At 67.1% G+C, this 23,909-nt stretch carries 21 protein-coding genes; 18 read left to right on the top strand and 3 right to left on the bottom strand.

Annotated features, from left to right (window positions below; translation table 11 throughout):
- The first annotated feature begins 12 nt into the window (after positions 1 to 12).
- From ACMT1E_RS04640 to ACMT1E_RS04695, 12 genes are all read left to right on the top strand, one after another.
- Entirely contained in the window at positions 13 to 1,170 is a 1,158-nt protein-coding gene (locus ACMT1E_RS04640) for an aminotransferase class V-fold PLP-dependent enzyme (protein ID WP_414902522.1), read from the top strand.
- A 17-nt stretch (positions 1,171 to 1,187) separates the two neighbouring features.
- Positions 1,188 to 2,165 (top strand): ornithine cyclodeaminase family protein, encoded by a 978-nt coding sequence (locus tag ACMT1E_RS04645; protein WP_414902523.1) that lies wholly within the window; start codon positions 1,188 to 1,190, stop codon positions 2,163 to 2,165.
- A gap of 79 nt (positions 2,166 to 2,244) precedes the next feature.
- On the top strand, positions 2,245 to 2,727 hold the full coding sequence (locus ACMT1E_RS04650) for a MarR family winged helix-turn-helix transcriptional regulator (RefSeq protein ID WP_414902524.1): 483 nt from the start codon (positions 2,245 to 2,247) through the stop codon (positions 2,725 to 2,727).
- A 115-nt stretch (positions 2,728 to 2,842) separates the two neighbouring features.
- A complete protein-coding gene (locus ACMT1E_RS04655; protein WP_414902525.1) occupies positions 2,843 to 3,271 on the top strand; it encodes a VOC family protein in 429 nt (142 codons plus the stop codon).
- Between the two features lie 258 nt (positions 3,272 to 3,529).
- Positions 3,530 to 4,345 (top strand): PEPxxWA-CTERM sorting domain-containing protein, encoded by an 816-nt coding sequence (locus tag ACMT1E_RS04660; RefSeq protein ID WP_414902526.1) that lies wholly within the window; start codon positions 3,530 to 3,532, stop codon positions 4,343 to 4,345.
- 120 nt (positions 4,346 to 4,465) lie between these two features.
- Entirely contained in the window at positions 4,466 to 6,196 is a 1,731-nt protein-coding gene (argS, locus tag ACMT1E_RS04665) for an arginine--tRNA ligase (RefSeq protein ID WP_414902527.1), read from the top strand.
- A complete protein-coding gene (locus ACMT1E_RS04670) occupies positions 6,196 to 6,993 on the top strand; it encodes an SPOR domain-containing protein (RefSeq protein WP_414902528.1) in 798 nt (265 codons plus the stop codon). Before argS ends, ACMT1E_RS04670 begins: the two co-directional genes overlap by 1 nt.
- 7 nt (positions 6,994 to 7,000) lie before the next feature.
- Complete coding sequence (gene nagZ, locus ACMT1E_RS04675) at positions 7,001 to 8,008, top strand: beta-N-acetylhexosaminidase (protein ID WP_414902529.1); 1,008 nt, start codon at positions 7,001 to 7,003, stop codon at positions 8,006 to 8,008.
- Between the two features lie 339 nt (positions 8,009 to 8,347).
- Positions 8,348 to 9,778, top strand: coding sequence for a TolC family protein (locus ACMT1E_RS04680; RefSeq protein WP_414902530.1), 1,431 nt, complete (start codon positions 8,348 to 8,350; stop codon positions 9,776 to 9,778).
- The gene (locus tag ACMT1E_RS04685; protein ID WP_414902531.1) at positions 9,775 to 11,877 is read left to right on the top strand and encodes an ATP-binding cassette domain-containing protein; all 2,103 of its coding nucleotides are present in this window, start codon (positions 9,775 to 9,777) and stop codon (positions 11,875 to 11,877) included. The genes ACMT1E_RS04680 and ACMT1E_RS04685 overlap by 4 nt, the downstream gene beginning before the upstream one ends.
- Before the next feature lie 3 nt (positions 11,878 to 11,880).
- Positions 11,881 to 13,041 (top strand): HlyD family efflux transporter periplasmic adaptor subunit, encoded by a 1,161-nt coding sequence (locus tag ACMT1E_RS04690; RefSeq protein WP_414902532.1) that lies wholly within the window; start codon positions 11,881 to 11,883, stop codon positions 13,039 to 13,041.
- 230 nt (positions 13,042 to 13,271) lie between these two features.
- Complete coding sequence (locus ACMT1E_RS04695; protein WP_414902533.1) at positions 13,272 to 13,520, top strand: hypothetical protein; 249 nt, start codon at positions 13,272 to 13,274, stop codon at positions 13,518 to 13,520.
- Between the two features lie 230 nt (positions 13,521 to 13,750).
- Here ACMT1E_RS04695 and ACMT1E_RS04700 read toward each other — a convergent pair whose 3' ends face one another.
- From ACMT1E_RS04700 to ACMT1E_RS04710, 3 genes are all read right to left on the bottom strand, one after another.
- Positions 13,751 to 14,455: a hypothetical protein gene (locus tag ACMT1E_RS04700; protein WP_414902534.1), complete on the bottom strand. Its 705-nt coding sequence runs from the start codon at positions 14,453 to 14,455 to the stop codon at positions 13,751 to 13,753.
- 62 nt (positions 14,456 to 14,517) lie between these two features.
- Positions 14,518 to 14,718 (bottom strand): hypothetical protein, encoded by a 201-nt coding sequence (locus tag ACMT1E_RS04705; RefSeq protein WP_414902535.1) that lies wholly within the window; start codon positions 14,716 to 14,718, stop codon positions 14,518 to 14,520.
- 74 nt (positions 14,719 to 14,792) lie between these two features.
- Positions 14,793 to 15,071: a hypothetical protein gene (locus tag ACMT1E_RS04710; protein ID WP_414902536.1), complete on the bottom strand. Its 279-nt coding sequence runs from the start codon at positions 15,069 to 15,071 to the stop codon at positions 14,793 to 14,795.
- A 170-nt stretch (positions 15,072 to 15,241) separates the two neighbouring features.
- Between ACMT1E_RS04710 and ACMT1E_RS04715 the strand changes: the two genes are divergently transcribed.
- The 6 genes from ACMT1E_RS04715 (at position 15,242) to ACMT1E_RS04740 (ending at position 23,902) form a co-directional block, all read left to right on the top strand.
- Positions 15,242 to 16,195 (top strand): ArsR/SmtB family transcription factor, encoded by a 954-nt coding sequence (locus ACMT1E_RS04715; RefSeq protein WP_414903274.1) that lies wholly within the window; start codon positions 15,242 to 15,244, stop codon positions 16,193 to 16,195.
- Positions 16,192 to 17,133: a methylenetetrahydrofolate reductase [NAD(P)H] gene (gene metF, locus ACMT1E_RS04720; RefSeq protein WP_414902537.1), complete on the top strand. Its 942-nt coding sequence runs from the start codon at positions 16,192 to 16,194 to the stop codon at positions 17,131 to 17,133. The genes ACMT1E_RS04715 and metF overlap by 4 nt, the downstream gene beginning before the upstream one ends.
- Positions 17,134 to 17,167: 34 nt before the next feature.
- Entirely contained in the window at positions 17,168 to 18,226 is a 1,059-nt protein-coding gene (locus tag ACMT1E_RS04725; protein ID WP_414902538.1) for a homocysteine S-methyltransferase family protein, read from the top strand.
- 47 nt (positions 18,227 to 18,273) lie between these two features.
- A complete protein-coding gene (gene metH, locus ACMT1E_RS04730; RefSeq protein WP_414902539.1) occupies positions 18,274 to 20,892 on the top strand; it encodes a methionine synthase in 2,619 nt (872 codons plus the stop codon).
- A gap of 329 nt (positions 20,893 to 21,221) precedes the next feature.
- Positions 21,222 to 23,252, top strand: coding sequence for a protein-disulfide reductase DsbD family protein (locus tag ACMT1E_RS04735; protein ID WP_414902540.1), 2,031 nt, complete (start codon positions 21,222 to 21,224; stop codon positions 23,250 to 23,252).
- Positions 23,253 to 23,287: 35 nt separating this feature from the next.
- Positions 23,288 to 23,902, top strand: a complete 615-nt coding sequence (locus tag ACMT1E_RS04740) for a redoxin domain-containing protein (protein ID WP_414902541.1) — start codon at positions 23,288 to 23,290, stop codon at positions 23,900 to 23,902.
- The last annotated feature ends 7 nt before the right edge of the window (positions 23,903 to 23,909 follow it).

Consider the following 23,909-nt stretch of genomic DNA (forward strand, 5'->3'; position numbering starts at 1 on the left):
CGAGGGGGTGAGATGACAGTCGATTTCGATGCGCTGCGGCAACGGTTTCCGCTGCTGGCGCGCAAGACCTATCTGAACAGCGGTTCGTATTGCGCGCTGGCCGACAGTGTGAAGCAGGCGTTCGAAGCCTATATGGACGATCGGCTTGCGGTTGGCGCCAACTGGGATGTCTGGGTCGAAAAGAACGAGGCGGTGCGTGCCTGTGTCGCCCGGCTGATCAATGCTGAACCGGACGAGATCGCGGTGACGGCGTCGGTGTCCGCCGGGCTGAACGCGCTGGCCAGCGCGCTGGATTTCACCGGGCCGCGCAACAAGGTGGTGGTCACCGATTTCGAATTTCCGACCGCCGCCCAGATCTGGCACGCGCAGGTTCCGCGCGGGGCGGAGGTCGTGCATGTCGACCGCGACGCCGACGGTTATATTCCGGTTGAGCAGTTTCTGGATGTGATCGACGAGCGCACCGCGCTTGTCGCCGCAACCCAGGTCTGTTTTCGCAACGGTGCCCGGCTGGATGTCGGTGCAATCGGCCGGCTGGCGCACGAACGTGGCGCGAAGATGCTGGTCGACAGCTATCAGGCGGTCGGATCGCTGGAAATCGACGTCCGCGCGCTGGACGTCGATTTCCTTGTCGGCGGCATGTTGAAATACCTGCTCGGCACCGCCGGTATCGGCTTTCTTTATGTTCGTAAGGCATTGATTCCCGATCTCGTGCCGACGAACAGCGGCTGGTTCGCGCAGGACGATATCGTCGCGATGGATATCACCGCGAACCGGCCGTCGCCGACGGCGCGTCGTTTCGAGGCCGGTTCGCCGGCCGTGGTCAATTGCTACGCGGCGGAAGCCGGGCTGAACCTGTTGCTCGATATCGGGATGGAGGCCATCGCCGCGCGCAACCGGGCGCTGAGCGGCCAGTTTATCGAGCGGCTGCTGGCGATTGGCTGGCCCAGCGTCACGCCTCATCTGGATGCCAGGCGCGGCGCCACTGTCGCCATCCCGTCGCGTGATGCGAAGGGGCTGTGCGCGGCATTGATGGAACGGGACATCGTCACGTCTTTCCGCGACGACAATGTTCGTGCGAGCTTCCACTTCTATAACAATGAGGCCGATGTCGATTCGGCGATTGCCGCGCTTTCCTCGCTGAAGGCGCAATTCGGGCCAAACCAGGAATGAGGCGGTAACGGGAGCCGATGACCATCAGGATCATTCGCGACGCAGAGGTCCGGGCGATGTTGCCTGTCGACCGTTGCATCGCCCTGATGGACGAAACGATGCGTGCGGTATCCGCGGGGCACGCCGTCCTTCCGTTGCGTTCGGTGATGGCGCTGCCCGGTGGCGGGGCGCTGGGCAACATGCCTGGCTCTCTTGCCGACCCGGCCTGTTTCGGGGTCAAGCTGGTCAGCCTGTTTCCCGGCGACGGTGACGCCGGCTTCTCCCATCCCGGCGTGGTGCTGCTGTTCGAACCGGAGCATGGCCGGATCGAGGCAATCGTCGATGCGAGCGCGATAACCGCGATCCGCACCGCGGCGGCGAGCGGGCTGGCGACGCGGCTGCTTGCGCGCGATGATGCGGGCGACCTGGCGCTGCTAGGGGCAGGCACTCAGGCGCGCAGCCATTTGCAGGCGATGCTGGCGGTGCGAGCGTTGCGGCGAATCCGCGTTTGGGCGCGTGACGGGGGGAAAGCGCGCGCCTTTGCCGAGAGCGAGGGCGCGGCCAATGGTATCGTAATCGAACCGGTGGCCGATGTCGGTGCGGCGGTGACCGGCGCCGATATCATTTGCACATTGACCGGCGCACGCACGCCGATCCTGTCCGGCGATCAGGTGGCACCGGGCACCCACCTTAACGTCGTCGGATCGAGTGTGGTGACCGCGGCGGAGATTGATGCGGCGTTGGTCGCGCGGGCGCGGTTCTTCGTCGATTACCGTCCCTCCGCCGAGGCGGAGGCAGGCGAATACCGGATGGCATTGGCAGCCGGGGCGATTGGACTCGACCACATCGTCGGAGAAATCGGCGCGGTGGCGAGCGGCGCCTGTGCCGGCCGGAGCGCGGCGGAGGATGTCACGCTTTACAAATCACTGGGAATCGCCGCCCAGGACCTTGCGGCGGCGCGTTTCGTGCTTGATCAGGCGCGGCGGCGGAATACCGGCGTCGAGGTGTCGTACTGACCGGATATGGCGGCACAGGACCTGCCACGGTGGATGGATGTGTTCTGGCGTATCGGATTGGCAATGGGATGATGACGGGATGAGCAAAGCGCGCGCGCGGGCGGCAAAGGATGATCTGGAAATTGGCGATGGCTGGCTTGAAGAATTCATGCCCTATCGGCTGTACCGCGTGGTCAACCGCCTGAATCTGCGCCTGCAGAATCGGTTGAAGGCGATCGGTATCAGCCCGTCGCAATGGCGGGTGCTGAGCGTGCTGCGCTCGCATGGCACGCTGACCATCGGCAAGATCGTCGAACATACGTTGATGGAACAGTCGACGGTTAGCCGCGTGATCGACCAGCTGGAAAATGACGGCCGGGCGACCCGGCGGACATCGGCCGCGGATTCACGGATGATCGAGGTGGTGCTGACCGAAACTGGCGTCGACGCGTTCGAAAAGATCCTGCCGGCGGCACGGCGGCACGAGCGGATCGCGATGGAAGGCTTTTCCGCCAGGGAGATCGCAACGCTGCGCGCGTTCCTTGCCCGGCTTGAGGACAATATCACCCAGGACGATTACTGACGCGCGGTTTGCGCCGCACAACGACGATTGCGGCGGCCTGTCCTTTCCAATACCGAACGGAAATGAGCGGCGGATCGCTCAGGAGGAGTTCGGCGGATTGTTGGCCCATCCACCGTTGTCTGTCACGGAGCTGCGCGCGGCCTGCCGCGTCGACGGGGTCATCACCCTGTTCTATTATGCGGATGTGTCGGCGGCGGCCCGCTGGTACGAGCAGGCGGTCGGTTTCGAGAAAGTCCTCGATTACGGCTGGCTGGCGATTTTCCGGATCATCGATCGCGCCTATGTCGGACTGGTGTCCGGGGAGGTCGGCAGTCAGCAGCCGATAGCCGGCGTCAACAAGGGCGCGATGGTGACGATCGCAACGCGCGAGTTGGAGCGCTGGCACCGCCATCTGGTCGACACCGGCGTCGCCGGGGTGGAGAGCCATCTGCAACGGGGCTGCGACGGCAATACGCTGGAGTTCAAGCTGCGCGACCCCGGCGGGTATACGCTCGAATTCTTCCAGTGGCTGGAAACGCCGCCCGGGATGCGTGTGGATGACTGATTCGTGCGCCGGTTTCGCGAATTCTGGTTGCGATGTTGGTGTGTAATATACGTATAGTTTTACGTGCATTGCGTATAGATTATATTTTTTTCTCTAAAGATAATGTCGATCCCATTAACAATGGTGATGACTCTCGCATGAATAATTGGCTCGTGACCTGGTACGGCACGCCATTTGCTTGGTGATATCTGCCTGAAACAGGAGGGTATCATGAAGAATCAAGGCATTATAACTTGCGTATTTTCCGTGGGGGCGCTGATGCTTGCATCCGCGGCGCCAGCGGCGACGGTCAGCAGCTCCAGCTACGGTGTGTCCGCGAACCTGAATGTCGTCGGAGCATTGAACGCCTCGCTTGGGCCTGTGTCGGCGGCGTCGGGCTCGGCGCCCGGCAGCTACGACGTCAGCAACAGCCTGCTGACGCTGAATCAGTCGCTGGCGCTGATCGCGACGCCGCTGGTGTCGGCCGGTGAGCAACTGAGCGGCGGCCTCATCACAGCAACGGCGATGTCGGACTATCCGGCGACGCCGCGTGGCAGCGCCAGCGCGACGGTTGCCGATCTGTCTGCCGGGCTATTCCTAGACACGGTGCTGTTGCCGCCGGCGCTGATCGCCGGGATTGATTCGAAAACGGTGCAGTCCAGCGCCTGGGTCGATGCCAGCGCCGGGTTGAGCGTTGGCGGATCGACGGTGCTGGAGCAGCTGGCGCTCGGCGGATCGGTGCTTGGAACGCTTGGCATTGGCGGCGGGCTATTCGCCAGTCCGGCGGCCAATACCGTGCTGGTCGATCTGCTCGGTTTGAGGATCGTGCTGAACGAGCAGATGGTCTGGGGCGATGGTGTTTCCAACCTCGGCATAGCGACCAACGCGATCCACGCGTCGTTCGACAATTTCCTGCTCGGCACGCAGTTGCTGAACGGAGACATCATCATCGCGCATTCGCAGGCCGAGATTACCGGCTATTCGGCGTCTGCGGCGGTTCCAGAGCCGGCGAGCTGGGCAATGCTCATCGCCGGCTTCGGGCTGGTCGGTTTCGCAATGCGGGCCCGCCCCCGGTCGCGCATCGTCACGGCCTGACCAGCGCCCCGGACGCCGGCCCTCACCCACGCCGGCGCCCGGGGTAGGCCGCGGCCATTCTTTCAACCGCGCGCATGATCGTCTATCGGCCGGGTTTCGATGATCGGATGAACGGAACCCGTGACCCTTTACGCTCGCTTCGCAGCCGAACTCGGCGCCATTCTCGACAGGCTTGAACAGGACGGCGTGCTGCCCGCCGGGTTGAGCCGCGCCAATATCGCGGTGGAGCCGCCGCGCGACCCGTCGCACGGCGACCTGGCGATCAACGCGGCGATGGTGCTGGCCAAGCCGGCCGGGACCAATCCGCGCGCGCTGGCCGAGGCGCTGGTCGAGCGGTTGCGGGCGGTGGGCGGAGTCGAATCGGTCGCGGTCGCCGGACCGGGCTTCATCAACCTGACGCTGAACGACGGTGTCTGGCGCGCCGAGCTGGCGGAGATCCACGCGCGGGGCGGGGACTATGGCCGGTCGACGATCGGCGCCGGGCGCAAGGTCAATGTCGAATATGTTTCCGCCAACCCGACCGGGCCGATGCACATGGGGCATTGCCGGGGAGCGGTGGTCGGCGACGCGCTGGCGAGCCTGCTGGAATATGCCGGGCATGAGGTGATCCGGGAATATTATGTCAACGACGCCGGGGCGCAGGTCGACGTTCTGGCGCGGTCGGCGCATCTTCGGTACCGCGAGGCTCTCGGCGAGGTTATCGGGGAAATATCAGAGGGGCTTTATCCCGGTGACTATCTGAAGCCGGTGGGGGCGGCGCTCGCGGCGGAATTCGGGGATCGTTACGTAGGCGTTCCAGAGTCCGAATGGCTGGTGCTTTTCCGCGAGCGCGCGGTGGCGGCGATGATCGTGCTGATCAAGGCCGATCTGGCGCTGCTCGGCATCCACCACGACCTGTTTTCGTCCGAGGCGGCGATCCACGCCGAAGGCAAGGCCGAGGCGGCGATCGCCCGGCTGCGCGAACGCGGGCTGATCTACGAAGGCGTGCTGGAAGCGCCGAAGGGCGAGACGCCCGACGATTGGGAGCCGGTGGAACTGACCCTGTTCCGCGCCACCCAATTCGGCGACGACCAGGACCGGCCGGTCAAGAAGTCGGACGGGAGCTGGACCTATTTCGGTGGCGACCTGGCCTACCACGCCCAGAAAGCGGAAGGCGTCGACGCGCTGATCGACATCTGGGGCGCCGACCATGCCGGGACGGTCAAGCGGATCAAGGCGGCGGTCGCCGCGCTGACCGGGGACCGGGTCCAGTTCGACGTCAAGCTGATCCAGATGGTCCGGCTGCTGCGCGGCGGCGAGCCGATCAAGATGTCGAAGCGGGCGGGCAATTTCGTCACGCTGGCCGACGTGGTGCGCGAGGTGGGCAAGGACGTGGTGCGGTTCACCATGCTGACCCGCAAGGCCGACGCGCAGATGGATTTCGATTTCGCCAAGGTGGTCGAGGCGTCGAAGGACAATCCGGTCTTTTACGTCCAGTACGCCCATGCCCGCATCCGGTCGATCGGCCGGCGGATCGCCGAAGCCGGGGTCGATTGCGCCGGGACGCCGAAGCTGGAGCGGCTGGACCGCGAAGAGCTGGCGCTGGTCGCGCTGGCCGCGCAGTTCCCCCGGATCGTCGAGGCGGCGGCCATCGCGCGCGAGCCGCACCGCATCGCCTTCTACCTGTTCGATCTGGCGGCGGCGTTCCATGCCTATTTCAACATGGGCAACGACCGGCCCGACCGGCGGGTGCTGATGGCGAATGATGTGGAAACCACTTGTGCGCGGCTTTATCTGGCGAACGGAATCGGGCAGATCATCCGCAATGGCCTGGCCATCATGGGGGTCGCCGCGGTCGAGGAGATGAAGTGATGACCGACACCGATCGAGACGGCCTGTCACTGCGCGACGAGGATCGGCTGCCCTGGCTGGAGCCGGTCGACGACGAGGATTATGACGACGAGGGCGTTTCGCCGCTGCGTGTCGCCGTGTTCGTGCTGCTCGGCCTGGCGCTGATCGCGCTGGTCGTCGGCGGCATATACTGGTTGCAGAACCGCAGCCCGGCGGCGGAAGGCGAAGGCGGCCTGATCGCGGCACCGGCCGGCGATTACAAGGTCAAGCCCGACGAGCCGGGCGGCATGGCGGTCGAGGGGCAGGGCGACACCACCTATGCCGCCAGCCAGGGCGCGGCGCCCGACGCCCGGCTGGATCTGGAAGCGGTGCCGGAAGCGCCGGTCGTGCTGCCGCAGCCGGTCGACGCGCCGCCCGCGCCGCCGCCGGTGGCCGCCGCGCCCCGGCCGGCCCCGGCCAAGGTCGCGTCGGCGACGGTTCCGGCCAAGCCGGCGCGGTTGCCGACCCCGGCGGCGACCCCGGCCCGGCGGGCGACGCCGACCCCGGCGCCAACATCCGCTGCCACCCCGGCGCCGGCACGCAGCGGCGGATCGACGGTGCAACTGGGCGCTTTCGGATCTGAAGCGATCGCCAATACCGCGTGGAAGCGGATGGCGGCGCGCTTCGCCTTTCTGGCGCCGCTGACCCCGAACGTCACGCAGGCGACGGTCAACGGCAAGGTGTATTACCGGTTGCAGGCCAGTGCGCCGGGGCAGGCGCGCGATATTTGCGGGCGGCTGAAGGTCGCCGGGGAAAGCTGCATCGTCGTCGGCAATTGAGCCGGCGATGACCCCGGCCATTTTCGGCATCGCCGGTGAGACGCTGTCCGCCGACGAGCGCGCCTTCTTCCGCGATGCCGACCCGGCCGGCTACATCCTGTTCGGGCGCAACACGGTGGCGCGGGACCAGTTGCGCGCGCTGACCGATGACCTGCGCGCGCTGTCTGGCCGCGACCGCCTGCCGATCCTGATCGATCAGGAAGGCGGACGGGTGGCGCGGATGAAGCCGCCGGAATGGCCGGCCTTTCCCGCCGCCGGGCGGTTCGACGCATTGTACGAGGTCGCGCCGATCTCCGCGATCGAGGCGGCGCGCGCCAATGCCCGCGCGCTGGGCCTGATGCTGGCCGAGGCCGGGATCAGCGTCGATTGCCTGCCCCTGCTCGACGTGCGCCAGCCCGGCGCATCCGACGTGATTGGCGACCGCGCGTTCGGCGCCGACCCGATGCGGGTGGCGGCGCTGGGCCGCGCGACGCTGGACGGCCTGGCCGACGCCGGTGTCGTCGGCGTCGTCAAGCATATGCCGGGACATGGCCGCGCGCTGGTCGACAGCCACCACCTGCTGCCGGTGGTCGACGCCGACGCCGAGGCGCTGGAGAGCGACCTGGAGCCGTTCATTCGGCTGGCCGACGCGCCAATGGCGATGACCGCCCATGTCGTCTACCAAGCCTGGGACGCCGAGCGGCCGGCGACGCTGTCGCCCACCGTGATCGGCGACATCATTCGCGGACGTATCGGCTTTGACGGGCTGCTGATGTCCGACGACATCGACATGAAGGCGCTGTCCGGCGCGCCGGCGGAGAATGGCGCGACGGCGGTGGCGGCGGGGTGCGATGTCGTGCTGAATTGCTGGGCGCGAATGGACGACATGATTGCGACCGCGGCGCGGCTGCCGGCGATAACCGAGGCCGCCGCCCGGCGGCTGGACCGGGCGATGGGGCTGCCGGCGCCGGCGGTTGTGCCGGCCGATCGGCCGGCGCTGATCGCCCAGCGCGACGCGCTGCTGGCGCTGGCCTGAGCGCCGTTTCGCACCGAAGAATCCTCCTGCGTGCCACAGGGCGCGCCGGGATTCGGACGAGGCCCGTGCCGGGCGCTGGCGCGGGCGATGGAATCGGGTTAACCACGATGCCGATCGGGATGTGTTCGAAGATGAATCGCCAGCGGGTCGCCATGTTCACCGAACCGCCGGGAGGCGCGAGGATGAAGGGCGGACCTATGGAATCAGCGAGGGCAGGCGGCGGCCGGGTGGTGGGCCGCTGACCGCATTGGCGGCGGGTGTGATCTTGACGTGTCGGCAAGGGTTGCCGGTTATGCCCGGCCGGCGGCTGGCCGGGCGGCGGGTGATGGAGTTGCGAGTGTGGCGAGCGTGATCGGGGCGTTCGGACGGATCGCGGGCGCGGGGACACCCCGGCGCCTGGCCGCCGCATGTTGCCTGGCCGCCATCGGCTGGGTCGGGGCGCCGTTGGTGGCGCAGGACGTGCCGGTCGAGGCCGCGCAGCCGTCCGACCCGAAACCGGCGATGGCGCCCCCGGCGACGCCGATGCCCTATGGCCCGGTCATGCCGGGCGAAGAGAATGTGGCGGCGACACCGTTGCCGCGCCCGCCGGCGATCAGCCCCGAACTGGCCGCTGCCGCCGATGTCGCCGTCGACACCTATCCGTCGATCGCCGCCGCCAAGGCGCAGATTCGCGCCGCGCGCAGCGATATACGCGGCGCCAAATGGTTGCAGTTTCCGAGTGTTTCGGTCGAGGTGCTCGGTTTTACCGGCGGGCGGCGGGCGATAACCGGCGACCGCGACATCACGTCCAACCTGGTGGTCGACCAGCCAATCTGGGCCGGGGGGCGGATTTCCGGCGGCATCCGCAAGGCCGAGGCGGAGAAACTGGTTGCTGACGCCCGTCTTCTGGAGACGGTGCAGGCCATAGAGCTGCGCGTGGTCGATGCGTATTTCGCGATTGCCGGCGCGGCGCGGGAAGCGGCGATCCTGTCCGACAGCCTGGACGAGCATAACCGGCTGGTCGATTCGATCGCGCGGCGGGTGCAGCAGGAGGTCAGCCCCAGCGCCGACCTGGACCTGGCGCGATCGCGTACCGCCCAGCTGGAGCAGGAATTGACCACGGCGGAGGCGCGGCGGCAGGCGGCGCTCAGTCAGTTCCGCGCGCTGGTCAGCGACCCGGCCTTCGCGCTGGGCAATGTGCCGGCATACGACCCGGCCGCCCATCACCCGAACCCGGCGCAGGCGGCGGAGCAGGCGCTGACCTGTAGCCCGACGCGGCAGCGCAGGCTGGCCGAGGCGCAGGTGGCGAAGGCGGAGGTCGATGTTGCGCGCGGCCAGTTGATGCCGCAACTGAGCGCCGAATACTCGCGCAACGAGATTACCGGCGACCGCGTTGGCCTGGTGCTGCGCGCGCGGACCAGCGGCGGGTTTTCCGGCGTGTCGGCGCTGGACAGCGCGCGCATTCGCCGGGATTCGGCTGATCTGGAAGTCGGCGCCGCCGAGCGGGCGCTGCGCGAGGCGATCGGCGTCGATCTGGTCGAGAATGCATCGGCGCGCGGGCGGATCGCCAGCGCCGGGGCGGCGGCGCGCAATGCCCGGATCGTCACCGAATCGTACAAGCGCCAGTTCAACGCCGGGCGCCGGACCTGGCTCGACGTGATGAACGCGGTGCGCGAGGCGTCGTCGCTGGACCTGGCCGAGGCGGCGGCCGAAATATCGGCGATGCAGACGGCGGCGCGGGTGTTGCTGCGGACCTGCCGCTGGCAGCCGGACGGCAGCGGCGGGCAATGAGCGGGCTGATCCACCTTATTCCGATGCTGGCGCGGCAGCGCGGCATTGACCTCGACCCTGACTGGCACGGCGGGCTGGGCGATGAAGAGGGCGGGCTGGACGGCCGCGACGGGCTGCGCCGGCTGGCGACCCACGCCCGCTGGCCGGCGCCGCGCGCGCTGACCGGGCGGCCGAAGGCAGAGGCGTTTCCGCTGCTCGTCTACACCACCGCGCTGGGCTGGGCGATTGCCGAGCAGTGGGAGAATGCGGACGAGATCCGCATCGCCACCGAGCGCGGCAGCGCGACGATGGGCTGGGACGACGACGCGACTTTCTTTGCCGTGGAGCTGCCCGATCCGGTGCGGCGCGGGGCGACGCCAAGGGCGGTCGACATTTTCTGGCGCGCGATCCTGAGCCGCAAGGGGGTGCTGGGCAGTGCCGCGCTTGCCACCGTTGTCGCCAACATCATCGCGCTCGCCACCTCGCTCTATTCGATGCAGGTCTATGACCGGGTGATCCCGCGCGGCAATTTCGCGACGCTGTGGGTGCTGACCGTCGGTGTCGTCGTTGCGCTGGCGATCGATTTCGCGCTGCGTTCCGTGCGCGCTTTGATGATCGAGCGCGAGGCGGCGCTGATCGACACGGAGGTGTCCGAATTCTTCTTCGCCCGGTCTCAGGCGGTGCGGCTGGATGCGCGGCCGCCCGGCGTCGGCACGATGGCGAGCCAGTTGCGCGGGCTGGAACAGGTGCGGGCGCTGATGTCGTCCGGATCGCTGTTCCTGGTTGCCGACCTGCCGTTCGCGCTGCTGTTTTTGCTGGTCATCGCCGCGATCGGCGGGGCGATCGTCATCGTTCCGCTGGTCGCTTTCCCGATCGCGCTGCTGCTCGGCTGGCTGTTCGCCTGGGCGATCAAGAACGACACCGACAAGGCGCAGGTCAGCGGCAACCGCAAGAACGGCCTGCTCGTCGAGTCGCTCGATTCCGCCGAGACGGTGAAGGCCAACCGCGGCCAGTGGCAGATGCTGGGGCGGTGGAACCGGCTGATGGACGAGGTCCATCATTACGAAGATCCGGTGAAGCGCTGGTCGTCGATGGCGGGCACGATTTTCAGCTCGATGCAGCAGATCGCCTATGTCGCGATCATCGCGTTTGGCGCGGTCGAGGTGGCGGCCGGCAACCTGACGATGGGCGGGCTGATTGCCTGCGCGATCATCGCCGGGCGGGTGAACGGGCCGCTGGTGACGATGCTGCCCGGCTTCATCGTCCAGTGGGGATATGCGCGTTCGTCGCTGCAGGCGCTGGACGGGGTGCTCGCCTTGCCGATGGACGATGCGGCCGGGACGATCAGTCTACGACCGGAGCGGCTGAACGGGCCGCTCAGGCTGGAAGGGGTGAAGTTCGCCTATCCCGGCACGCGCGACACGATCGACGTGCCGCGGCTGGAAATCCGCGACGGCGAGAAGCTGGCGATCATCGGCGGCGTGGGGTCCGGCAAGTCGACGCTGCTGCGGCTAATCGCCGGCCTGTATGCGCCGCAGGACGGGCGCGTGCTGATCGGCGGGCTGGACATGGGCCAGATCGCCACCGACGTCGTCCGCCGCCACATCGGCTACCTGCCGCAGGACTTCCGGCTGGTGAACGGCACGCTGCGCGACAACCTGCTGCTCGGCCTGTCCAACCCCGGCGACGACCGGGTGATGGAGGTGGCGCGGCAGAGCGGCTTCGCCCGGATGGTCGCCGCCCACCCGCGCGGGCTGGACCTGCCGATATCGGAAGGAGGCAGGGGGCTTTCCGGCGGCCAGCGGGCGCTGACCGGGCTGACCCGCATGTTGCTCGCCGGACCGCCGATGATGCTGCTCGACGAGCCGAGCGCCAATCTGGACCAGGCGACGGAAAGCGCGGTGTTCGAGGCGATCAAGGAGCAACTGGGCGAGCGCGGCACGATGGTGCTGGTCACCCACAAGCTGCAATTGCTGGCGCTGGTCGACCGGGTGGTGGTGATGGCCGGAGGGCGCATCGTCCTTGACGGCACGACCAGCGACGTCATCGCCCGGCTGGCCCCGCAGGCGCCGGCGCAGGTTGAAGGCGACGGCGCGCCTCAGCTGACGGAGCAGGGCTGAGCCATGGATTACGCGCAGAGCCGCCGGGCTTCCACCTGGATCATCATCCTCGCTGCGCTGGCGGTTGGCGGGTTCATCCTGTGGTCGCTGTGGGCGGAACTGGACCAGATCGCCCGCGCCCGTGGCACCGTGATCCCGACCGGGCGGGTGCAGGTGATCCAGAGCGCCGACGGCGGTGTCATCACCCGCATCCGCGTGCGCGAGGGCGATACCGTTCGCAAGGGGCAGTTGCTCGTCTCGCTCGACAAGGTGAAGCTGGGGGCGTCGGTCGACGAGGCGCGGGCGCGGGTGGCGGCGCTGAAAAGCGCGATGGCGCGCATTCAGGCGGAGCTGTTCGGCCGGCCGCTGGCCTTTCCGGAGGACGTGCAGGCCTATCCCGAATTCGTCGCCAACCAACGCCAGCTTTACGCCCAGCGGCGGGCGTCGCTGGGCGCCGACATCGCCGCGCTGCAATCGCAGGGGCGGCTGATCCGCGAGGAACTGAACCTCAACATGCCGCTGGTGCGCAGCGGCGACGTCGCCCGGTCCGAGATCATCCGCATGCAGCGCAACGCCGCCGACGTCGACGGGCAGGTCGCCAGCCGCCGCGCCCGTTACCTGCAGGACCTGCAGGCCGAATATGCGAGGACGCAGGAAGACCTGGTCACCGCCGAGCAACTGCTGACCCAGCGCGCCGACGCGCTGGGCAACGCCGACCTGCTGTCGCCGGTCGACGGCGTGGTCAAGAATGTGCGGGTGACGACGGTCGGCGGGGTGCTGCGCCCCGGTGACGAGATGCTGACGATCGTGCCGACCGGCGACGCGCTGATCGTCGAGGCGAAGGTGGCGCCGGCCGATATCGCCTTCGTCCGCGTCGGCCAGACGGCGTCGGTCAAGTTCGATGCCTATGACAGTTCGGTCTATGGCACGGGCAGGGGGCGGGTGACCTTCATTTCGCCCGACACGCTGGTCGAAGAGCGACCGGGCGCGCCGGCCGACACCTATTACCGCGTCCACCTGGCCGTCGACACGGCGATGATGCGGGCGCGGCGTGCCGGTGAGACGATCGCGATCCAGCCGGGCATGACCGCTATTGTCGAGATAAAGACTGGTGAGAGCACGGTTTTCCGTTACCTGACCAAGCCGATCACCAAGACGACGGCGGAGGCGTTGGGCGAACGCTGAGTCGCCGGCGGCGCGGGCGGCGGGGCGTCAATCATTCGTTCATGATTTTCGGTGCATGGAAAGGCACCGCATTTTCCAAGTGTCGCATCGGGGATACAGTTCGTCCCTAAACAGCGGCGCGGATACCATGCCGGTGGCAGAATGGGCTCTTAAGGGGGTTGAATCGACGAGGATTCAATGCCAGAGGCGGCCCGAAGTATTTTGGATCGGGCCAAAAAGGGAGTTGTGTGATGATCAAGAAGACTGTGATGGCCACCGCGGCCATTCTGTCGATGGCGGTGATGCCGGCGTCGGCGATCGCCCAGTCGGCCTCGGCCGCTCGGCTTTCGGTTTCCAACGCGCGCGTCGCGGCGGCCACCGAGAACAAGAGCGATCTGGCTGGCGGCGGCATTCTGATCGCTGCCATCGCGGCTGCTGCCGTGATCGCCGCGATCGTGATCGCTGCGGACGACAAGGACGACAAGCCCGCGAGCGCCTGAGCGCCCGGCTTCTCGTTTCAAACGAGATCAGGGAGTCGCCCATGCGGGCGGCTCCCTTTTCTTTTGGCTCTCGCAGATAACGGATGCGCCCAACAGGGTGCCATCCTTCGCAATCGGTACCCGCGTCAGATCACCCAGCCGCAATGTGAAGCATTGGGCATGACACGGCCACGATTGCGGCTCGAAAACCTGATCGTCCAGCTTCTCGGCCTATGGATTGTTCGCTCTTTCTAGGCGCCGGGGCGACGGTGGAACCACGTGACTATCAATCCCGCAACCCAAACGGCAAAGACGAGAGGGGTTCCTGTAAAGAACGGCAAGAAGCCTACAGACAGGGCCGCGGCGGTCCATCTCTGCTGAAGCAACGCGTGCTGAGCGGCTTGGAACCCGTTAAAATATGAATAGATGAGGACTGCGAGGGCGATACAGAAAATCAAGATCGCGCTTAGTGCCCCTGCGCGTTTGTTGACGCTCGCGCAAATGAGGGCGCTGGCTGCAAACGGACAAAAAAGGACCAGCAGGCCTATATTTCCTATCCATTCAACTCGCAAATGTTCTGAAAAGGCGACGCCAAATGGCTGCCCTGCTATCGTCATTCTCGCGAAGAGGTCGGAGCCCGTAACCGCGACCAAAAATGCCAGAAACGCAATGAATAGATAAATCTTCCAAGATATCCCCTTGTGGCCCGCTTCATCGACGGCCGCCGTCGCGTAGCGGATCTTTCGAGATTCATCCAAAAGCGCTTGAAGCTGCGCGCGGCCTTCATCGTCCAACGGAAGTTCGACGGCCAGCGCCCGTCGCCGGATGCCATCAAGCCTAGAATCAGGAAGCGAACAGGACGTGAAGTCGTCCCAATCATGGTCGTTACCCGAGCCGTTCAGAAATGAGCTGATCGTCTCAGTCACATACTCGGCGTTCTGATGGCGGTTCATCACCAGCCTATCATTGTCCGATGCGTAAACCTTAGCAATCAAAAGATAATCGTGGCCATCCCTATTCAGCGTGCTTCCGCTGCGGTGCTTGCATTGCTCTGGTTTGTGGGCGCGGCCTGTGCGTCCGGGGTGGCGGCGGCTTCGTCGATGGCGGGGGCTTTGCCGACGGTGACGCCGCCGGGGCCGGGGGCGTTGTCCGGCTGTCCTCCGCAGGCGGCGAGGCAGAGGGGCACGAAGATGGCGAGCGGCAGTGTGTGTTGGATCATCGCCGGTATTCTGCAAAGAAAAGGGCCGCGATCCCGGTGGATCGCGGCCCTTCCTGAAATAAGGCGTCTGGCGCTTACTTCTTCAGCGCTTCGCCGGCATTGACCAGCGCGTTGCCGGCCGCATCGGCGGTCGCGTCGGCGGCGGCGCCGGCGTTCTCGGCCGCGTTGTCGATCGCCGAAAGGGCGTTGTCGGTCGCGTTGTCGATGCTGCCCAGCGCGGCGTCGGTGGTGTTGGCGACATCGCTCGCGATGGCGTTGGCGGCTTCGGCGCTTTCGTTCTGCGCGCTGTTGGTGCAGGCGGCGAGGCCGAAGGTGGCGGCGGCGATCAGCGACGCGATAGCAATCTTCTTCATGGGTGAGTTCCCTCCCTGTTCAAAATCCTGCCCCTCGGAAGGCTCCCCGAGATAGCCCCATTTCTCTAGCGTCGTGGTTGTGCATTCGCAATCCCCCAGATTCATTGCCTCCCTGACCGAAAATCAGCTTCGTTGACGACATATAAAGATTTCTTTATATGATGGGCGCAATGGTTCCGCTGCTCGACATATTCCGCGCGATCGCCGATCCGACCCGCCTGCGTATCTTCGCGCTGTTGCGGGCGATGGACCTTTCGGTCGGCGAGCTGGCGCAGGTGCTGGACCAGAGCCAGCCACGCGTGTCGCGCCACGTCCGCATCCTGGCGGATGCTGGGCTGATCGTGCGGCGCAAGGAAGGCAGCTGGGTGTTTCTGAGCCTGGGCGAAGGCGCGGTGATGGCGCCGCTTTCCGTTCTGCTCGACATCGACGGCGGGCGCGCGGGTGACGCGGTTGCGGCGCGGGACGCCGAGCGGCTGGCGGCGGTCAAGGCCGACCGGGCGGCTGCGGCGGAGCGGTATTTCGCCGCCCATGCCGACGACTGGGATGCGATTCGATCGTTGCATGTCGCCGAAAGCGCGGTCGAGGCGGCGATGGTCGCGCTGATCGGCCACCGGCCGATCGGCCGGCTGGTCGACGTCGGCACCGGCACCGGACGGATGCTGGAGCTGTTCGCCGGGCAGGCGAGTCGGGCGCTGGGCGTCGACCGCAGCCCGGAGATGTTGCGGCTGGCGCGCGCCAAGCTGAGCGAACGCGCGATCGCCGGCGCCGAATTGCGACAGGGCGACATGTACGCGCTGCCGCTGGACGACGGCAGCGCCGATACCGTCATTTTGCATCAGGTCCTGCATTATGCCCATCAGCCGGGGGTAGCGATTGCCGAGGCGGCGCGGCTGCTGGCGGCGGGTGGGCGCGTGCTGATCGTCGATTTCGCCAGCCATGACCGCGAGGAGTTGCGCGCCCGCGACGCCCATGTCCGGCTGGGTTTTGACGATGCGCAGGTCGGCGGCTGGTTTGCCGCCGCCGGGCTGGAGCCGGTGCGGACGGAAACGCTGGAGGGCGGCGAGTTGACGGTGAAATTGTGGCTGGGCGAGCGCCCCGGCCGGGTAAAGGAGAAGGCGGCGTGACCCTGTCGATCGAGCAGCTTGCGGAGGCCCGGCGCGCGCTGGACGGCCCGCTCTTCGCCGATCTTTCCGGCGACGCGCAGGTGTCGTTCGAGTTCTTTCCGCCCAAGAGCGAGAAGATGGAAGCGCAGCTGTGGGACGCGATCGAGACGCTGGCGCCGCTGGAGCCGCGCTTCGTCTCCGTCACCTATGGCGCGGGCGGGTCGACGCGCGAGCGCACCCACGCGACGGTCGCGCGGATCGCGCGGGAGACCGGGCTGTCGGCGGCCGCGCACCTGACCTGCGTCGAGGCGTCGAAGGCAGAGATCGCCGAGGTGGCGGAGGCGTATTGGGCGGCGGGCGTGCGCCATATCGTCGCGCTGCGCGGCGACCCGCCGGTGATGGGCAGCCGCTTTGTCCCGCACCCGGAAGGCTATGAAAGCGCGGCGGCGCTGGTTGCGGGGCTGCGCCGGATTCATCCGTTCGAGATTTCGGTCGCCGCCTATCCGGAATGCCACCCGGAAGCAGTGAATGCGGCGAGCGATATCGATAATCTGAAGCGTAAGCTGGACGCCGGCGCCGTTCGCGCGATCAGCCAGTTCTTCTTTTCCGCTGACGCCTTTTTCCGTTTCCGCGACGCGGCGGCGGCGGCGGGGATCGACGCTGAGATCGTGCCGGGCATCCTGCCGGTGTCCAACGTCGCCCAGACCCGCAAGTTTGCGGCGATGTGCGGCGCCAGCATCCCGCCGTGGATGGACCGGTTGTTCGAGGGGCTGGACGATCGCCCGGCCGCGCGCCAGCTGGTCGCGGCGACGCTGGCGGCGGAACTGGCGCGGAGGCTTTATGCCGGCGGGGTCAGGCATTTCCATTTCTACACGCTCAATCGCGCCGAACTCGGCTATGCGATCTGCCACCTGCTCGGGTTGCGGCCGAAACCGGCGGCGCGGGTCAAGGCGGCGTGAGGCCGCGATACAGTCAGTTACCGGAGAATAAAGCATGACCGAGACATCCGCCGCAGCCGCCCGGCTGCGCGCCGAAGCCGCCAAGCGCGTGCTGGTCACCGATGGCGCATTCGGGACGATGATTCAGGGCTATCGCCTGACCGAGGCCGATTATCGCGGCGGGCTTGATCTGAGCCGCGACCAGAAGGGCAATAACGACCTGCTGGCGATCAGCCGGCCGCATGTGATTACCGAGATCACCGAAGGCTATCTGGCGGCGGGGGCCGACATCGTGTCGACCAACACCTTCAACGCCAACACGGTCAGCCAGGCGGATTACGGCGCCGAGCATCTGGTGCGTGACATCAATCTGGCGGCGGCGCAGATCGCCCGCAACGCGGCGCGCAATGCCGAGGCGGCGGACGGCCGGCCGCGCTTCGTCGCCGGGGCGATCGGCCCGACCAACAAGACGCTGTCGCTGTCGCCCGACGTCAACGACCCCGGCTATCGCGCGATAAGCTTCGACGAGCTGCGCGATGTCTATCGCGACCAGATGGACGCGCTGCTCGACGGCGGTGTCGACTTCATCCTGATCGAGACGATCTTCGACACGCTCAACTGCAAGGCCGGGATCATGGCGGCGATCGAGGCGGGAGAGGCGCGCGGGGTCGAAGTGCCGCTGATGATCAGCTTCACCGTCACCGACATGTCCGGGCGCAACCTGTCCGGCCATACCGTCGACAGTTTCTGGGCGAGCATCCGCCATGCCAAGCCGCTGACCGTCGGGCTGAACTGTTCGTTCGGCGCGCCGCAGCTTCGCCCGCATGTCGTGTCGCTCGCGGCGATCGCCGACACGCTGATCATGGTCTACCCCAATGCCGGCCTGCCCAACGAGCTGGGCCAGTATGACGAGGCGCCGGAGACGACCGGCGGTTTCCTTGGCCAGTGGGCTGACCAGGGACTGGTCAATGTCGTCGGCGGCTGCTGCGGCACGACACCGGATCATATCCGCGAGATCGCCCGGGCGGTGGGCGGCAAGCCGCCGCGCGCGGTGCCGAAACCGCCGGTCCGCACCCTGCTGTCCGGGCTGGACCCGATGATCATCGCCGCCTGACCCGTAACGTCACCACTTCACAATGCGTCGCCCATAAGAAAGCCCAAATGACCCAGTCGACCGCCTCCTTCGTCAATATCGGTGAACGCACCAACGTGACCGGTTCCGCCGCGTTCAAGAAACTGATCATGGCCGGCGATTACACCAGGGCGGTGGAGGTCGCGCGCCAGCAGGTGGAGAACGGCGCCCAGATCATCGACGTCAACATGGACGAAGGGCTGCTCGATTCCGAGCTGACGATGACCACCTTCCTGAAGCTGATCGCCGCCGAGCCGGACATCGCCCGCGTTCCGGTGATGATCGACAGTTCGAAATGGAGTGTGATCGAGGCCGGGCTGAAATGCGTGTCGGGCAAGCCGATCGTCAATTCGATCAGCATGAAGGAGGGTGAGGACGCCTTTCTGGAGCAGGCGCGCAAGGTAATGGCCTATGGCGCCGCCGTCGTCGTCATGGCATTCGACACCGTCGGCCAGGCGGACACCAAGGCGCGCAAGCTTGAGATCTGCGCGCGGGCCTACGACCTGCTGACCGGCATCGGCTTTCCGCCCGAAGACATCATCTTCGACCCCAATATCTTCGCGATCGCCACCGGTATCGACGAGCACCGCCGCTACGCGATCGACTTCATCGAGGCGGTGAGCGCGATCAAGGCGCGCTGCCCGCATTGCCACATTTCCGGTGGCGTATCGAACCTGTCCTTCTCGTTCCGCGGCAACGAGCCGGTGCGCCGGGCGATGCACAGCGTGTTCCTGTACCACGCGATTGCCGCCGGCATGGACATGGGCATCGTCAACGCCGGCCAGCTGGATGTTTACGACACGATCGACGCCGAACTGCGCGAGGCGTGCGAGGACGTGATCTGGGACAAGCGCGAGGACGCGACCGAGCGGATGATCGCGCTTGCCGAGCGGTATCGCGGCACCGACGCGGCGGCCGAGAAGCAGGCCGAGGAATGGCGCGGCTGGGAAGTGGCCAAGCGGTTGGAATATGCGCTGGTCAAGGGGCTGGACCAGCATGTCGTCGCCGATACCGAGGAGGCGCGGCAGAACTACGCCCGGCCGATCGAGGTGATCGAAGGGCCGCTGATGGACGGGATGAACGTCGTCGGCGACCTGTTCGGGTCCGGCAAGATGTTCCTGCCGCAGGTCGTCAAATCGGCGCGGGTGATGAAGAAGGCTGTCGCCCACCTGCTGCCGTTCATCGAGGCGGAGAAGGACGAGAACCAGCGCGCCAAGGGCCGGATCGTGATGGCGACGGTCAAGGGTGACGTTCACGATATCGGCAAGAACATCGTCGGCGTCGTGTTGCAGTGCAACGGTTTCGAGGTGATCGACCTGGGCGTGATGGTGCCGTGGAACGACATCCTGAAGACCGCCAACGAGAATGACGCCGACATGATCGGTCTGAGCGGCCTGATCACCCCATCGCTGGACGAGATGGTGACGGTGGCCGAGGAGATGAAGCAGGCCGGTTTCACCATGCCGTTGCTGATCGGCGGGGCGACGACATCGCGGGTCCACACCGCGCTGCGCATCGCGCCGGCCTATGACGGGCCTGTGATCCATGTGCTTGATGCCAGCCGCGCTGTCGGCGTCGCGTCGACGCTGGTTAGCACCACCAACAAGGCGAAATTCGTCGCGGACACCGCCGCCGACTATGAAGCGATCCGTATAGCGCGCGAGAATAAGGGCCAGAACGCGCTGATGCCGCTGGAGGACGCGCGCGCCAACCGCTTCCTTGCCGATTTCGCGCTGAAGCCGCCGGCGCCGAAGCAGCCGGGCACCCATGTTTTCGACGACTGGGACCTGACCGACCTGCGCGACTATATCGACTGGACGCCGTTCTTCCGCGCCTGGGAACTGGCCGGCACCTATCCGGCGATCCTCGACGACGAAATTGTCGGCGAAAGCGCGCGCAACCTGTTTGCCGACGCGCAGGCGATGCTCGACACGATCATCGCCGAGAAATGGTTGACTGCGCGCGGCATCGCGGCGCTGTGGCCGTGCCGGGCGGAAGGCGACGACGTGCTGATCCGCACCGGGCCGGATGGCGAAAGGCCGGAAGTGCGCATGCCGTTCCTGCGCCAGCAGGTCGCGAAGCGGGAAGGCCGCCCGTCGATGTGCCTGACCGACTTCATCGACCCGGCGGGCGACTGGATTGGCGGCTTCGCCGTTGCCGCCGGCCACGGGATCGAGCCGCATCTGGAACGGTTCAAGGCGGATAATGACGATTATTCGGCGATCTTGCTCAAGGCGCTGGCCGATCGTTTCGCCGAGGCGTTCGCCGAGCGGCTGCACGCCCATGTCCGCACCGAATTGTGGGGCTATGCGGCGGGCGAACAGCTGACCAACGAGGCGCTGATCCGCGAGCAGTATCGCGGCATCCGCCCGGCGCCCGGCTATCCCGCCTGCCCGGACCACAGCCAGAAGGCGCTGCTGTTCCCGATGCTGGGCGGCACCGAGCGCGGCGGCCCGGCCGGGATCACCGTGACCGACCATTTCGCGATGGTGCCGACCGCCGCCGTTTCCGGCTTCTATTTCGGGCATGAGCAATGCGCCTATTTCGGCGTCGCCCGGATCGGCCAGGACCAGCTGGAGGATTATGCCCCCCGGCGCGGCGTCAGCCTGGAGCAGGCGGAGAAATGGTTGCGGCCGAACCTGCGCTGAGCGCGCGGCGGCGTGTTAACCCCGATTGTCCGGGGCGTTAGCCATGCTGGCGCTCGACCGGTGACCGAGCCGGGCGCAGAGCGGGGCATTCACCGTCGTCGAGAGTGGGCAGGGTCTTGCGCGGCGGACCAGCTTCGTCGTCCACCGGAACCATGAGGCGCTGCGGATCGCCGACAACCGGCTGGGTGTGGGGGGTGGCTGCGCCATGGTCGGGAAGAGCGCGAAAGGGCGGATGTGCGGCCTTTCATCCGGTTTGCGGGATTGACCTGACGGCGGATTCGCGACAGGCCGGTCCAATGCGGACAGGTTGCCCCCCCGGACCGTTGGCGATGCTGCTCGCCCTGCTTTTCGCGCTTATGCCGGCGGCGCTTCCCGCGCAGGCCGACAGCCCGCACATCGCCGCGTCGCTGATCGCAGAGAGCGATACGCCCGCCGCCGGACGGACGGTGACGCTGGCGCTGGCGATGAAGCCGGAGCCGGGCTGGCACGGCTATTGGAAGAACCCCGGCGATGCGGGGGTTGAGACCAAGCTGGACTGGACGCTGCCTGCCGGGGTGACGGCGGGAGAATTGCGTTATCCCGTGCCGGGGCAACTGCTGCTCGCCGGGCTGATGCAGTATGTCTACGAGGCGGATTATGCCCAACTCGTCGACCTGACCATTCCGGCCGGGCTGGCGGCGGGGACCAGATTGCCGGTCAAGGTTGCGGTCGACTGGCTGGAATGCACCAACGAGGTGTGCGTGCCGGCCAGCGCCGAGCTGGCGCTGACCCTGACCGTTGGCGACGGGCGGGTCGATCCGGCGCGCCAGACGCAGTTCGACGGCTGGCGCGCCAGAATGCCCCGCCCGCTGGGCGCCGAGGCGTATTTTGCCCGTGCCGGCGACCGGGTGCGGATCGCCGTGCCGCTGCCGGCGGCGGCGGGGGTCGACAAGCCCTATTTTTACCCGCTGACCGCCGACGCGATCGATTACGCCGCGCCGCAGACGGTGACGCGATCGGGCGACATGCTGATCATCGAGGCGAAGGCCGCGCCGGGTGCCACCCATCCGGACCGGATCGCCGGAGTGCTGGCGATCGGCGACGGGCAGGGACTGGCGCTGGAGGCGACGCCGGGGACGGTGCCGGCGGCGGGCGAGGCAATTGGTGAGACGCAGGCGGCGCCGGGCGGGCTGGCGACGATTCTGCTCGCGCTGGGCGGCGCGCTGCTCGGCGGGTTGCTGCTCAACATCATGCCATGCGTGTTCCCGATCCTGAGCCTGAAGGCGCTGTCGCTGGCCAAGGCCGGGGTCGACGAGGGCGCGGCGAAGCGTGAGGGGCTGGCCTACACCGCCGGGGTCATCCTCGTCTGTCTGGCGCTTGGCGGGATATTGCTGGGGCTGCGCGCCGGCGGGGTTGCCGCCGGCTGGGCGTTCCAGCTGCAGGACCCCCGCGTCATCACCCTGTTGCTGCTGCTGGTCGCGGCGATCGCGTTCAACCTTGCCGGGCTGTTCGAACTGGGGACAATCGGCGTCGGCGGCGGGTTGGCCGAGAAGGGCGGGACCGCCGGGGCGTTCTGGACCGGGGCGTTGGCCGCGTTCATCGCGACGCCGTGCACCGGGCCGTTCATGGGCGCCGCGCTGGGCGCCGCGCTGGTGCTGCCTACGGCGGCGGCGCTGGCGATCTTCGCCGGACTGGGCCTTGGCCTCGCACTGCCGTTTCTGCTGCTTGGCTTCGTGCCGGCGCTGCGCCGGATGCTGCCGAAGCCGGGGGCGTGGATGGGCACGTTCCGCCACATACTGGCGGTGCCGATGTTCCTGACCGCGCTTGGCCTGGCGTGGATATTGGGGCGGCAGGCTGGGGTGAACGCGATGACCGTCGGGCTGCTCGCGGTACTGGTCGCCGGGCTGGGCCTGTGGGCGGCCGGGCGGCGGCAGGCGCGGGGCAGGGCGGTGTGGCCGGTGCTCGCGCCGGCGCTGGCGATCGGCGTCGCGATCGCGGTTTTGGTGCCGCGCGACGCGCCGGCGGCGGCGCAGACCGCCCAGGTTGAGGGCGTTGAGCCGTTCAGCGAGGCGCGGCTTGCGGCGCTGACCGGCGAGGGGAGGCCCGTGTTCGTCTATTTCACCGCCGACTGGTGCCTGACCTGCAAGGTCAACGAAAAGGCGGCGATCGAGCGGGACGAGGTGCGCCGTGCCTTCGCCGACGGCAAGGTGGCGGTGCTGGTCGGTGACTGGACCGACGGCAACCCGGCGATCAGCCGGTTCCTGGCACAGCATGGCCGATCCGGCGTGCCGCTTTATCTGTTCTACCGGCCGGGCACGGCGGCGCCGGAAGTGCTGCCGCAGGTGCTCACGCCGGAACGCCTGACCGCGTTGATCGGTTAGGCTATGGTTTCATGTCCCCAGCGGAGGAGAGGACTATGCGGATTGGTATGAGCCTGGCGGCGGTGGCCGCAATCATGATGGCGGCGCCGGTGGCGGCGCAGCAGACCACGGGCGCAACCGCGCGCGATTTCAAGCTGACCAATGCCAACGGGCAGGTCGTGCAACTGTCCAACTATCGCGGCAAGACGGTGGTGCTGGAATGGCACAACGCCGGCTGCCCGTTCGTGCAGAAGCATTATGACAGCGGCAACATGCAGAAAACGCAGGCGGCAGCCCGTCGCGACGGGGCGGTGTGGCTGACGATCAATTCGGGCGCGCCGGGCAAGCAGGGCCATATGACCGGCGCCGAGGCGAAGGCGCTGGTCGCCAAGGAGAAGGCGCAGCCGAACGAGTATCTGCTCGACGTCCACGGCGTGGTCGGCAAGACCTATGCCGCCAAAACGACGCCGCACATGTACATCATCGATCCGGACGGCAAGCTGGTCTATCAGGGCGCGATCGACGACAAGCCGACGACCGACAAGGCGGATATTGCCCCCGCCCGCAACCATGTGCTCGCGGCGCTGGCTGAAATGAAGGCCGGCAAGGCGGTCTCCGTTCCGGAAACCCGCGCCTATGGCTGCGCGGTCAAATATTCCGACGCCGACTGAGGCACCG

Origin of the sequence: Sphingomonas flavalba (assembly GCF_047553045.1) — a bacterium.
GTDB classification, from domain to species: Bacteria; Pseudomonadota; Alphaproteobacteria; order Sphingomonadales; family Sphingomonadaceae; genus Sphingomonas_L; species Sphingomonas_L flavalba_A.